At 54.0% G+C, this 13,244-nt stretch carries 8 protein-coding genes and 1 tRNA gene; 5 read left to right on the top strand and 4 right to left on the bottom strand.

What is annotated here, in order from left to right; all coding sequences use genetic code 11:
• Positions 1-16 precede the first annotated feature (16 nt).
• Entirely contained in the window at positions 17-2,029 is a 2,013-nt protein-coding gene (locus GF108_RS08070) for an acetyl-CoA carboxylase biotin carboxylase subunit (protein ID WP_370462110.1), read from the top strand.
• Positions 2,030-2,036: 7 nt separating this feature from the next.
• On the opposite strand, the gene lipB is transcribed toward GF108_RS08070, so the two are convergent.
• On the bottom strand, positions 2,037-2,765 hold the full coding sequence (gene lipB, locus GF108_RS08065) for a lipoyl(octanoyl) transferase LipB (RefSeq protein WP_153667560.1): 729 nt from the start codon (positions 2,763-2,765) through the stop codon (positions 2,037-2,039).
• Positions 2,766-3,022: 257 nt separating this feature from the next.
• Between lipB and GF108_RS08060 the strand changes: the two genes are divergently transcribed.
• A tRNA-Leu gene (locus GF108_RS08060) sits at positions 3,023-3,107 on the top strand.
• Between the two features lie 81 nt (positions 3,108-3,188).
• Here GF108_RS08060 and GF108_RS08055 read toward each other — a convergent pair.
• Both GF108_RS08055 and GF108_RS08050 read right to left on the bottom strand, forming a co-directional pair.
• Positions 3,189-3,533, bottom strand: a complete 345-nt coding sequence (locus tag GF108_RS08055) for a serine hydrolase (protein ID WP_153667559.1) — start codon at positions 3,531-3,533, stop codon at positions 3,189-3,191.
• 358 nt (positions 3,534-3,891) lie between these two features.
• The gene (locus tag GF108_RS08050; RefSeq protein WP_153667558.1) at positions 3,892-5,592 is read right to left on the bottom strand and encodes a hypothetical protein; all 1,701 of its coding nucleotides are present in this window, start codon (positions 5,590-5,592) and stop codon (positions 3,892-3,894) included.
• A gap of 357 nt (positions 5,593-5,949) precedes the next feature.
• Here GF108_RS08050 and GF108_RS08045 point away from each other — a divergent pair, with 357 nt between their 5' ends.
• Positions 5,950-8,226: a rhamnan synthesis F family protein gene (locus GF108_RS08045; protein ID WP_172982589.1), complete on the top strand. Its 2,277-nt coding sequence runs from the start codon at positions 5,950-5,952 to the stop codon at positions 8,224-8,226.
• Between the two features lie 117 nt (positions 8,227-8,343).
• Here GF108_RS08045 and GF108_RS08040 read toward each other — a convergent pair whose 3' ends face one another.
• Positions 8,344-8,994: a bifunctional 2-polyprenyl-6-hydroxyphenol methylase/3-demethylubiquinol 3-O-methyltransferase UbiG gene (locus GF108_RS08040; RefSeq protein ID WP_153667556.1), complete on the bottom strand. Its 651-nt coding sequence runs from the start codon at positions 8,992-8,994 to the stop codon at positions 8,344-8,346.
• 609 nt (positions 8,995-9,603) lie between these two features.
• Between GF108_RS08040 and GF108_RS08035 the strand changes: the two genes are divergently transcribed.
• Both GF108_RS08035 and GF108_RS08030 read left to right on the top strand, forming a co-directional pair.
• Positions 9,604-12,015, top strand: coding sequence for a methyltransferase domain-containing protein (locus GF108_RS08035; protein ID WP_153667555.1), 2,412 nt, complete (start codon positions 9,604-9,606; stop codon positions 12,013-12,015).
• Positions 12,016-13,194 carry a glycosyltransferase gene (locus tag GF108_RS08030; RefSeq protein WP_153667554.1) on the top strand — a complete coding sequence of 393 codons (1,179 nt, stop codon included), beginning with the start codon at positions 12,016-12,018 and terminating at the stop codon, positions 13,192-13,194.
• Positions 13,195-13,244: the final 50 nt, after the last annotated feature.

The raw sequence follows: 13,244 nt of genomic DNA, 5'->3' as shown, positions 1-13,244 counted from the left end.
TCCGGGGAGGACTTACGTGTTCAAGAAAATCCTGATCGCCAATCGTGGCGAGATCGCCTGCCGCGTCATCAAGACCGCACGCAAGATGGGTATTGCCACTGTAGCTGTCTATTCGGACGCCGATCGCGATGCGGTGCATGTGGAAATGGCCGACGAGGCAGTGCATATCGGCCCTTCGGCCGCATCTGAAAGCTATCTTGTCGCCGACACGATCATTGCGGCTTGCAAGGCAACCGGCGCCGAAGCCGTGCATCCGGGCTATGGGTTCCTTTCCGAGCGCGCTTCCTTCTGCGAAGCGCTGGAAAAGCAGGGCATTATTTTCATCGGGCCGAAGCCCAGGGCGATCATCGCCATGGGCGACAAGATCGAGTCGAAGAAATTCGCCAACGAGGCGAAGGTCAGCACTGTCCCGGGCTTCCTCGACATCATCAAGGATGCCTCGCATGCGGAGAAGATCGCCGGCGAGATCGGCTATCCGGTGATGATCAAGGCTTCAGCAGGCGGCGGCGGCAAGGGCATGCGCATCGCCTGGGACAAGTCCGAGGTGCGCGATGGTTTTGAGCGGGCGACCTCCGAGGCGCGCAATTCCTTTGGTGATGATCGCGTCTTTATCGAGAAATTCGTCGTCGATCCGCGCCATATCGAGATCCAGGTGCTGGCCGATGCGCATGGCAACTGCATCTATCTCGGCGAACGCGAATGCTCCGTGCAGCGGCGCAACCAGAAGGTGGTGGAGGAGGCGCCGTCGCCCTTCCTTGACGAGGCGACCCGCAAGGCCATGGGCGAACAGGCGGTGGCGTTGGCAAAGGCGGTCGACTACCAGAGCGCCGGGACCGTCGAATTCATCGTTGACAAGGACCGCAACTTCTATTTCCTCGAAATGAACACGCGCCTGCAGGTGGAGCATCCCGTCACCGAGCTCATCACCGGAATCGATCTTGTCGAGCAGATGATCCGCATTGCCGCTGGTGAAAGGCTTGGTCTTCAGCAGGCCGATGTCAAACTCAACGGCTGGGCGGTGGAGAGCCGCCTTTACGCCGAAGACCCCTATCGCAACTTCCTGCCCTCGATCGGCCGGCTCACGCGCTACCGGCCGCCAAGCGAAGGTCCTTTGGGCAAGGCGATCATCCGCAACGATACGGGCGTCACCGAAGGTTCGGAAATCTCCATGTTCTACGATCCGATGGTCGCCAAACTTTGCACATGGGCGCCGACCCGACTTGAGGCCATCGACGCAATGGCCGATGCTCTCGATGCGTTCGTCGTCGACGGCATCGAGCATAATATTCCATTTCTCGCCGCGCTGATGCAGCATCCCCGCTGGCGCGAGGGCCGACTTTCCACCGGGTTCATAGCCGAAGAATTCCCCGATGGCTTCAAACCGGTGGTCCCGGCGGACGAGGATCGTGATGTCCTTGCCTGCGTGGCGCTTGCCATTGAACTCGTGCGCAAGGAGCGCCTCGACCGCCTCAACGACCGCCTGCGGCCGCACACAGGCAAAATTCGGGCCGATTGGGAAGTCCGCATCGGCGACGACTACGTCCTTGTCCATATCGACGCCTGCACGGCCCATCCGCCATCAAAAATGGAATTCAGGCTGCATGGCGAGAAAGTGGTTACGGTTCGCGCCAACTGGCAGCCCGGCGATGCGGTCTGGGACGGCTGTATCGGCGAGCGTTCTGTCAAGGCGCAGCTTCGCCCGGTGCTGAATGGCATGCGTATTGGCTGGAAGGGCATGTCGGTTACCGCCCACGCCATGCAAAATCACGTCGCCGCACTCGAGAAGCTGATGCCGGTGAAGGTGCCGCCTGACACCTCAAAGCTGCTGCTTTGCCCGATGCCCGGCCTGATAGTGTCGATCAATGTGACAGTGGGGCAGGAGGTGAAGGCCGGCGAAACGCTCGCGATCGTCGAGGCGATGAAGATGGAGAACGTCTTGCGTGCCGATCGCGACCATATTGTTTCGGCGATCAACGCCAGGGTCGGCGACAGTCTCGCCGTTGATGCCGTCATCATGGAATTCGCGTAAAGGCCGGCTAGGCCGCCGCGACCTTCACGACTGTTCCAAACACATCTTCGAAGGCGTCCAGCAAGGCGCGATCGACATCGTGCATGTCGACCGGCAGGCCCAGATCGACGAGGCTGGTAACGCCGTGCCCGCGCACGCCGCAAGGAACTATCCCGTCGAAATGTGCGAGATCCGTTTCGACATTGATCGAAATGCCGTGAAAACTCACCCATTTGCGCAGGCGAATGCCAATGGCGGCGATCTTGTCTTCGGCGGGCGAACCATCGGGCAGGGGCGGGCGCTCCGGCCGGGTAACCCATACGCCGACGCGATCCTCGCGCCGCTCGCCGCGAACATTGAATGAGGCGAGCGTGGTGATGATCCACTGTTCGAGAGCAGTCACGAAGGCGCGTATGTCTTCACGGCGTCGCTTCAGATCGAGCATGACGTAGGCAACGCGCTGGCCGGGGCCGTGATAGGTATATTCGCCGCCACGTCCGGTGGCGTGGACCGGAAAGCGATCGGCGACGAGTAGGTCGGCCGCCTTGGCACTGGTGCCGGCTGTGTAGAGCGGCGGATGCTCGACGAGCCAGACAAGCTCTCGCGCCCCGCCGTCGCGAATAGCCGCCACGCGCTCGTCCATGAAGCTGAGGGCGGTGTCATAGTCTGTCAGCCCATCGGTAATGAGCCATTCAACGGGTGACGATTCGCCCTCGGGCAGGAAATCGGGGACCAGGTCGTCGCGAATGGTTCTCATGGTATGAATGTCGGTCCGGTTGTATCTGCCTGCGCCAGAATCGTAGACGGCTTAGCCGGTGTGGCTTCGTTTCAACGATTGCGTTGGGTGTGCCGCATATGGACCTTTTCGGGCGGAATTTCCAGTCTTACGCGACTGCGCGAAGGTTTATGCCGGCTTTCTAAAAAACAATCGGATTATCGGTAGATAGGGCTTGTTTCACTGAAACCTATTTGCTACATGCCGCGAGCCGACTGGTTCGGCTTCTACCACAGAGTGCGGTCGTGGCGGAATTGGTAGACGCGCAGCGTTGAGGTCGCTGTGTCGCAAGACGTGGAAGTTCGAGTCTTCTCGACCGCACCATTTTCTCTCATATATCTGAATCTAAAGCAGAATATGGCGGCTTCGGCCGCCATATTGCTTTCCAAACTCTGCATTATCGATTTACGGCGCCGTCACGGTAAGGTCTTTCACAAAGCCCAGGAAGTCTCGGGTCCTTGTTCCTTGTTTATTCTCTTTGCGTTCCACAATCTGGGCGATCACCAGCCTTTTGCTCGGCACAAAGGCAATGAATTGCCCGGCAAATCCTGCCGTGTAGGCGCCGTCCTTACCCCAAGGTCCGGATGACAACTGCCACCACATGTATCCGTAGCCTCTGTCGCCTCTGTTTGTACGCGATAGGCCGCGGGTGGAGACATCGATCCAATCTTTTGGCACGATCTGCTTTCCGTTCCACTTACCATAGTCAAGGAACAGTTGGCCAAAACGGGCTGCGTCACGTGCTGTCACGCTAAGGGGCTCTTTTCACCGAAGCGACGTTCACCTTACGCGCAACGTCGCCTAGCTGAAAAGAATCCTTCCATTGAAGGATAACCAACGCCGTTGGGTTTTGATCATCCAGATAGGTTCGAACAACGTCGTCAAACAACCGTGGCGAAGGAGGGGTAGCCTCTCCCGCCTCGGCATACATAACAGAGGCCGAATAGGAGGCTACGGCAAACGCTAAGCAAGCTCCACGGTTAAAATTAAGTAAGCAAGCCTTCCCCAGGTGCTTCGCAAAAGCCGCTTTTAGTAGCCACGCTGCGGGCCGGCTTTTCGGGCGCTTGGATTCGCGACAGCAGGATCACGTTTGGCGCAACTGCTCACTCTAGCCAATCGCACAGGCCTTATCCCCAATTAGAACATAAGCCTTCAGGGGCGGTTGGTACCCCGCACGTACGTAGCCGTACCAGCCAGTATAGTTGGATTTTATATTTGGGATCGCTGCGGGCACGTCAAGGCGTACCCATCCACTGAAGCCGTAACCGACGACGTTGCCTGTCTGATCGGTAACGACGAGACGCTGAGTACTAATATTGTGGCCCGGCGTCTCGACCCAGCCATTTATTCGAAGGGCGCCAGGCACACCGACAACGGGTTCGTTACCGTCCAGATTGCCTTGGCATCCGGGGGTAGTTGGCAACATCAATGGCTTATTTATCCACTCGACCCAAGGATCAGAAAACACTCCGAGGCGTTCACTGCGTACGGCTGTTACAAGCGCCGGGAATTCATCTTGCCACGGAAATGCAAGGACCATCACGGACTTGTCGTCTACCCCAGACAGGAGCGCGGCAGCAGGCAATTTTCGGTAGTTTGCCCATTCGCGATCCCGTCTGGCGATGTGGACTTGTTGGAATGCTGAAGTAACGACGAGGGCTGCCACAAAAATCAAAATGGTTATTCGTGTAAGCGTCGAAAGCGCCCACATTAAATGAGTCAGCAGAAGTAACGTTGCCGCCAAAAAGAAAGTTGCGCCCATGCCGTAGCGGCCATCAGTAGCCGATCCAACGCCAAGACCTACCCGCCCCATTGCCGTCGCAACAGCCGAAATAACCACGAATCCGCCTATCGCTAATAAAATTAGCGATGGTTTGTCATCGCGCCGATATATGATTATACGCAACGCCAGTATGCTGAACAATGCGGCTGCGAGGAATCCGCAGACGAGCGGCAACCAAGGATCGACGCCTGGACCGCCCATCCGCAGAGGGTCCGGACCACTCGCGAACAGGAAGTTCAGTAAAAGCGCGGCAGGTGATCCCACATAGACCAACGTGTATTTGACTAGCTCAATCGCATGGTCGATCATGCCGCCTCGGAATTCGGGAAGTGTTGAAGGCTTGAGCCCCCAATAATGAAGACACAACAAAGCGGCGGTTGCGACGATCGCGAACCCCAACAGGCGAACGTTCCGACAAAAGGCAGCGAGGACCGCAATAGGTATGAAGGTCAACGCTCCATTGGCAAGCGATAGGGCGGCGCCGAGCCCAAGCATAAAAGAAACGAAGTAAGGATGGCTACCTCGCCTCTCGATCAAAACGATATAGGCGCACATGACAAATAAGTATACTAGAGGCCAGCATATCATGAAGCCCCACTCCAGTATTCCTCGCTGCTGCATACTGAGAAAAAGGCCGCAGAACAATAGTGAAAGCGCTGTCTGCTCTAATAACCGTGCTCGAAACAAACGAGATGCAATATACCCGAATAAGAATCCATTTAGTGCGATGATGACGTGGGTGGCCGCTATCAAAAATGTCTGCCGGCCCGAGTTAAGGTAAGTGTCGATTAGATAAAACAACTTGGGTATTGCGATACGATGTTCATTGTGGTGCTCGAATAATTGGGACCAGAGTTGTTGTGACGTAATGTTTTCCCAGCTATCCGCGAAAGTGACGGGAGAATAAGTTAATACCAAATATCGAAATGTCACTGCTTCCATAAAAATAACAAACAGCAGACACGCCAAGAGAGCTGTAATGCTGAAGATGCGTTGATTGATTATGGCGCCTGCTGTCGCTGTCATATTTGTAGTCTTCTGCAATCGTCCGTCACAACAATATGGTTTGTTGATCAAAATCAAGCCATCAATAGGCAATCCACTGAAACTAGTCGTTATTCGCCAGATTTCTCTGCAGCGAGCGGGGAATGCCTATGGCGCACTGAGTCTCGCCCAACTAGTCGACACATTTCTTCCCAGCTTCCGACTTATTTTCCAAATCGCGCGCAATTCCCTTTCGAGAGGTTGCCACTCATCCTTCGTTCGTTTCCGCCGTCCGTCACGCCACAGTTAAATCGAGCTCACGATGGGGTAACTGATTTACAATGCAACAAGCTTCGTCTAGCGATGGTGCGAATCAGAAACAGGGGTGCGTGCGAAAAGATGGTGCTAAGAACCGCAAAAAGAGCAGCAATCGTCTTTAGGGCTAAGGGTGCCCGCGGTTTTCTCGCGCAGTTGCTCAGACATCTTGCGTCGCGCATTGAAAATGGCCGCAATCCGTTTAGAGGGCTATTCCATTCGGTTAAGTCGCCTTCTGATAAGAAGATGCGGAATATAGGAGGCTTGGATCAGATCGGGGCAGTGATCGCGCGCCCCATTACGGACGACACAAATCCAGTCACCCATGTCGGACAAGGAAAGATCGCCGGAAGTATAATCTTCGACAGGGTGGCGGTTGTGGTCCATATCTTTTACCCTGAATTGGCGGAGAATATTTTCCAGCATTTGAAGAATATTCCCGTGCCTTTTGGACTATTTATTACAACTGACACTGAGGATAAAAAACAAAGTATTGATCGGGCAGTTTCGGGTTCTGGACTACAAGCGATCGAGGTCGAGATAAGGATCGTGCCCAACCGCGGCCGTGATGTCGCCCCAAAATACATTGCCTTCAAAGACGTGTATCGACGATATCCTGCCTTTCTCCATCTTCATTCAAAACAGTCACTTCATGCTGCAGGCGCTTATGCGACCTGGCGCGACTACCTTCTCGGTAATCTTATTGGATCGAGGGCAATCGCAACTGACAATCTAATCCTTCTCTCGTCGGAAAATACTGGTGCTGTCTATCCGGAGCATGCGGCCTTCATCAAAGATGTAATCAACTGGGGATATGACTTCCCGCTCGCAAAGGAGCTGGTGGCAAAAGTCGGGATAGAACTGGATGTGTACGGCACGCTCGAGTTTCCCTCGGGATCAATGTACTGGGGAAGGTCTGATGCAATCCGGCCACTGCTGGACCTTAACCTGAAATACACGGACTTTCCTGAAGAAGCTGGTCAAGTGGATGGCACACTCGCCCATGCAATCGAACGAGCCCTCCTGCTCTTTATCGAGAGGTCGGGTCACACTTGGGCAAGGGTAACGACGGATAAGTCTGTGCCGTTAAAGGATGACCGAGACTCCAAGGTATTTTTGCCGCTCATTAGTTCGGAAAGCCATTTCCCTAGTATAACGCAGACCACTCATCTGGAGACTTTGCGCCTAACCGTCACCCCGAAATACGAAGGTCGAGAACGTCTCAATTTGCTTGTGCCAACGATTTCGCCTGCGCACATATTCGGCGGCATCGATACAGCCTTAAAGATCTTCTTGGAGATCTCTAAGGTAACAGACTCAAACACGGACATTCGTGTTGTCGTGACAGAAAGCCAAGTCGATCGGGACGATGACGGCTTTGTGCTACCTGAGGCCTTGAAAGACTTCGATGTTCAGAAGCTTGGCGATGAAAGCCGGGGGAGCAGAGTGGTCGTTGATGCGACGGACCGGCTCTACAACCACTTGGAGTTGTCTGAGCGAGATATCTTCGTGGCTACGGCCTGGTGGACCGCTGTCAATGCCTACCGCCTCCAGGACTTTCAAAAGGCGTTCTTCGGTAAAGCTCCCAGAGTGATCTACCTCATCCAAGACTACGAACCTGGCTTTTACGGATGGTCGACGAAGTATGCACTAGCCGATGCCACATATCGGAGAGATGACGATACTGTTGCGATTTTCAATTCGGAAGAACTCGCCACTTACATGGAAAAATATTACCGCCACCGGAAAAAGGCGGTAATCCCATACCGACCAAATGCCAAGATCGATGCCAATCTCAGAAACGACGCCGTGAGAGAGAAGATCATTCTTTTTTATTCGCGACCATCAGCGGTCAGAAACTGCTTTGAAGCCGGAATTGACGGCCTTCATCTTTGGCGTCGCAGAAATCCAACGCAGGCGGCAGCGTGGAAAATCTATTGTATCGGCGAGGCCTTCGAAAAGCATCGGGCCGGCCATCTTTACGATATCACCATTACGGGCAAAATGACTCTATCGGACTATGCCGATCTCCTGAGCAAGGCTTCGGTCGGACTTTCCCTCATGATATCTCCGCATCCTAGTTATCCGCCGCTTGAAATGGCTTATGCTGGGATCAGAACCATCACAAACTCCTACGAGTGCAAGAACCTTTCTGAGCGCAGCGATCTGATCACCAGCATCGATAGGGTAACGCCCGAGGAGATTGCAGAGGCAATTGAGGCCCAAGTTAATATTGCCGAACAACGAATGGTCGGTCGACCCTCCGCGATCAAGAATTCCATACAGGACTTGAAGACCGGAATTCCACATTTCGAGGCGCGAAATGTCTTGGCGATGGTGGATGAACCCGCTAAGACCTAAATGGTTCCGCAGCCGTCTATGCGAGGTGCATTATGGCGGTGAACTGCATATCGTTGCGAGGCGTAGGATTTAGCTCAGTAAGTTTGAGGCGAATTTCGTACTGATCGAAGAGCGCAGTCACGATGTCCTTAAACTTTCAGGCGTAAATTGCCAGCGATGCACGTCAACGTATCCACCATTGGCCCGATTGAATTCTTCAATCGCCATTTGAGCTTTTACCGGGATTGCCTGAACATATCCGTGGTCGATATGATCGTTGGCCCAATGACGAGCGGCGTCATTGTGGGTTGTAAGAGCTCGGTGCTCAATTACCTTTATGAGCGGATGACGTGTCTGTCCTTTGCTAGTGAGAACAGAGTCGACACTTGACGTGTCGATGAAATGATCAAAACAATACCGCTTGTCCGGCACGATCAAATAGTACTTTCCTTTGGGCTTCAGCAAACGCTCAACCTGATTGAAGTGTCTAATTAAATCTGGCTGATGCTCGATGCAATGACAGCTTACTACCGCCGAGTACTTTCGGTTTACCATTTCCAGATTACCATCATCAGACACGTAGGAAATCTCGGGCACTGATGCTGGGTCGTAACCAACTTCCTTTGCGCGAGCGACAAGCTGCTCTGTTGTCATCACGTCGAAATACTCGACGTTCGATCCACGGACTGTCGGATTGTTAAATGGACCAATCTCCAGGACACTATCCTCAAGCTTCGATATGACCGCAAAACTTGGCCGAGTATCAAGTATAGGCTTTTCGCGACTCATCCCATGTTCCCCCCGTCTTCGATTTTGGCTCTCGTTGGACTCTACGAAGCAGCCCAGAGTAGTAAGCAGTTGAACCTTCGTCAATTAGATGCTGTTTATCCAGATAGGTCCGAATGACCTCAAACCCGCAACCCTGCGGAGCGAAGCAGAGTCAGCCTCTCGGCTTCAGCACACATGGCAGAGGCCCAATAGGAGGCTACGGCAAATGCCAAGCAAGCTCCAAGGCCAAAATTAAGCATGAGAGTGAGCCTTACAAGTTGCTTCGCAGAAGCTGCGATGTAGCCGGCCTTCACTTAGCCCGCGTCACCTTGGATGGGAAATGATACTAAAGTATAAAACTCATCTTTTATATTAAATTATTATTTCGACGCTTATAATTGCGCTACCCTTGGCTGTAAGCGCATTCAAATCAAAGTTGCGGCGAATACAGGGCCCAGATACGACTTTCGTATAATTGACCGTGCCATAACTCTTGCTTACCAAGCCAGTGGTGAGTTGGCCTTAATTGATTGCGTGACGATGCGACGTCTCTTGAAACTTTCTTTTTATAGCCATCCGGCTTGCACGGGTCCTCTTCTCCGCGAACAGGTTTTACATGGTTGAGATCAAATGTTTCAAAAACACACGGCCGGTCTGTATCAACAGGAGCGCCGGGAACTCGAGATTGCCCTGAATGCGTATGAGCGGGCGGAGCCTCGCCTGAGCTTTTATGCCGGAATTGTAGAACACATCATCCGTTCGTTGGGTCCGCGCACGGTGCTGGATGCTGGTTGCGCGGCCGGTATGATTGTCCAGTCGTTCTGGGATCGCGGTATCCGCGCGGAAGGCATCGACATCGTAGAACGCGCGATAAAGAATGTTCGCCCGGACATGCGTGAACATTGCCGCATCGGCTCGCTGACCGAGCGCCTCAGCTCAAAGTACGATCTGATCGTATGCCTTGACGTTCTGGATCAGATTCCGACGGAAGAAGTATCGTTGGCTATCGCAGACTTGGCTGCCTCTACTGAAACCGTGCTCTTTTCATCATCTCCTCATGGCCTCGATATACCGCACATCAATGTGCGACCCTCGCTCTCATGGATGCGATTGTTTGGCGAACACGGGCTTCGACCCGATCTCGTCTATGACGCCTCCTATATTTCGCCGCACGCTATTTTGTTTCGTCGAGGAGAACCGGTCGAAGACGATTTACTGACCCTCATGAGCGAGCACCTTCGCCTCCGACATTTGATTGGTCAGGAAAAGCAGGCGATGCACGATGAAAAAAACAGGCGTTCTGAGGCCGAACGGGAGGCGAAAAAGCTTAGGGATGAATTGCGGACGGCCCAGGAGCGTGCACGGGACTTGGAGGGCTCTTACCAACAAAGAATTCAGCAACTGGAAGAGACGAATCTAAAGCAAATTGTCGACATTGACAGTGGAATTGTCGATGAGCGAATGAGGCTGGCGAGCGAGATCGCTCTAATGAAAGCACAGAATCAGCGCTTTCGCGACGCCTGCATGCTTGAACTTTCTCAAGCGGGGGAGCTTTATGACCGGCTGAACGCAATTGAGACGAGCACGTCATGGCTTGCAACTATGCCGGCCCGACGGGCGGCGTCTCACCTGCCCGAACCAATTCGCGCTGGTGTGCGGCGTCTGGTGCGACGCAAGCATGTGAAAGCAAAGCCGCACAGAAATCAGATATCCATCGTTGAACGGCCAGGACACGCACTGCTGTCCCAGCTAACCGATGCACCTGCATCGGAGATATCGTTTGGGCCAAACCATATTGAGACGCAGGTCGAGATAATCTTGCCGCAGGGCAATCAAATCGCGATCGAAGTGGCGATCCCTCAGACGCTCGCCAGACCATCGGCCCGCTCGCTCATTTCGCAGCAGTTCCCCGACCTTGCACCTCTGCCCGTATTCCGCGATCGAGCTACCGCGCCGACCTTGACCATTCTGACCGATAGCGTGGAGTCCAATAGCCTGTTCGGCGGCGTTGGCACGTCCCTGATCGTCGGTGCTCTGGTTGCAAAGCGCCTTAGCGCGCGCTTGCGGCTCGTTACCCGGACCGCGGCCCCCGATCCGTCCGTTATGGGCAGCATACTGCAGGCGCACGGTATCGGATTTGATGGCGACACTGATTATGTGCACATGCCCATAGGTACGGACACCCCGCTTCCGCTCGGTACCAATGATCTAATCCTGACAATATCCTGGTGGGGCACGCGATCGGTGCTCGGATCGGTTCATCCAAGACAGATCCTCTATTTGCTTCAGGAGGATGAACGGATGTTCTATTGCCACGGCGATCTGAGGCTTCGCTGTGCCGAGACCTTGGCTGAACCCGAGCTGCGCGTACTGGTGAATACGAGCGTACTTTTCGACCATCTCGCGGGTGGCAAGGATCCGGTGCCGACCATAGGACAGCGCGGCTACTCGTTTGAACCTGCGTTTCCGGCAATTCCACGGCCGAGGGCGACTGCGCCGCGGCTCGGAAAAAAGAACTTCTTCTTTTACGCTCGTCCCAACCATGCTCGCAATCTCTATTGGCGCGGCCTCGAAGTGGTCGAAACCATTCTGCGCAAAGGCTTGTTGTCGCCAAGCGATTGGAACATTCATTTTGTGGGTCATGAATTGCCCGAAATGGAATTGCCCGCAGGCGTCAAGCCTCAAGTCTGGTCGAAGCTTCCCTGGTCCAAATATGCGGAACTCGTATCGGATATGGATCTCGGCCTCTCATTGATGGATACGCCACATCCATCCTATCCGCCTTTGGATTTGGCGGCAGCGGGCGCAATCGTGGTCACCAACACTTGCGGTCCCAAGACGTCACTGGAACACTGGTCGCGTAACATTATATCCGTGCCGCCAACGGTCTCTGATCTTGTAGCGGGTGTGCGCCAGGGATTGGATCGCGTTGACGATCGCGAGAAACGGCTCGAAAATTGCTGGTCCGACAACATTCCAAGGGATTGGGAGAAGACGCTTGGTCCAATCTTGGACAGGCTGTTGGGCTCGGAGAGACGATAAGTGTTCCTGAATATTCCTTCAGCCATTGAATATAAAGACCCTTGGGCAACCAGTTACGAAGCTCGCCTTTCTCAACTGGTCGCTCAGGATCGCCGGATTGCATATTTCTACGAGCAACCGGACTCGAGCACTTTTCGATATCGGGCGCTCAATCCCGGCTTGAGTCTGGCGGGTGACCCCAAAGGCGGGACGTCGAGCGCATGGTTTGATCTTCGTGACCTTGCTGTGGACAGCAAGTTCGTCGACGAAGCGGATGCTTTGGTAATCTGCAGGGTACGTTACAGTGCGCCTGTGGCTCGGATGATCGCCAGAGCGCGGGCAAGAAACATCCCGGTATTTTTCGATTGCGACGATCTGGTCTTTGACCCCGCACGCGTGCATCTGCTGGTTGATTCTCTGAATGTAGAACAGCAGAACGATCATACATGGGATAGCTGGTTTGCTTATGTTGGCAGGCTAGGCGCCACGCTTGAATTGTGCGACGGAATTATCACGACGAACGAATATTTGGCCGAACGTGCCCGGGAATATAACCAGAGACTTCATACCGCAATCATGCCGAATTACTTGCACCCGGAGCAACAGAAATGGTCCCTGCGGTTTGGTGAGGCCAAGCGTGCGTCCAAGCGGCAACGTGACGAGCGGATCCACATCGGATATTTCAGTGGTTCGCCAAGTCACACGCGGGATTTCGCCGTTGCGATGCCCGCAATTCGTCGGCTACTGGCCAGCGACCCCAGAATTGTGCTTCGGATCGTCGGATTCGGCGTTTTCGGTGCGGAGTTCGACCAGTTTCGCGATCGAATAGAATATTACCCGTTGCAGGATTTCCTAAATCTGCAGCGTCTTATCGCTGAGGTAGAGATAAATATATCTCCGCTCAAGGAAAATCAGTTCACAAATTGCAAGTCAGAGTTGAAGTTTTTCGAAGCGGCGGCATGCGGGACGTTGACATTGGCCAGCCCCACCTATGCCTTCAAGAAAAGCATCGTTCACGGCGTGACAGGATTTCTGGTGCCATCCTTCCGTTGGGATGACGCCTTGGAGGAAGCGGTAGCGATGGTAGACGATGCAGCCGCCTATGATGCGATTTCCACCGCCGCCTCGGATTACGTGGTGGACACGTACGGCTGGGATCGCCAGGCAGATAAAATAGAGAACGCAGTATTTGGCGGTTGATCATCATCCGTTGCGTGTCAGTTGAACTGCAACATTTCTTGTCCGAAGCG

This window comes from Phyllobacterium sp. SYP-B3895, assembly GCF_009647635.1.
In the GTDB taxonomy this organism is placed as follows: Bacteria; Pseudomonadota; Alphaproteobacteria; order Rhizobiales; family Rhizobiaceae; genus Phyllobacterium; species Phyllobacterium pellucidum.
This window is presented reverse-complemented; position numbering and strand designations above follow the sequence as displayed.

Bases quoted from the DNA above. Each gene is read 5' to 3' on its own strand.
- lipB (WP_153667560.1), bottom strand. From the start codon at position 2,765: ATGAGAACCATTCGCGACGACCTGGTCCCCGATTTCCTGCCCGAGGGC.
- GF108_RS08050 (WP_153667558.1), bottom strand. From the start codon at position 5,592: ATGACAGCGACAGCAGGCGCCATAATCAATCAACGCATCTTCAGCATT.
- GF108_RS08045 (WP_172982589.1), top strand. From the start codon at position 5,950: ATGGTGCTAAGAACCGCAAAAAGAGCAGCAATCGTCTTTAGGGCTAAG.
- GF108_RS08040 (WP_153667556.1), bottom strand. From the start codon at position 8,994: ATGAGTCGCGAAAAGCCTATACTTGATACTCGGCCAAGTTTTGCGGTC.
- GF108_RS08035 (WP_153667555.1), top strand. From the start codon at position 9,604: ATGTTTCAAAAACACACGGCCGGTCTGTATCAACAGGAGCGCCGGGAA.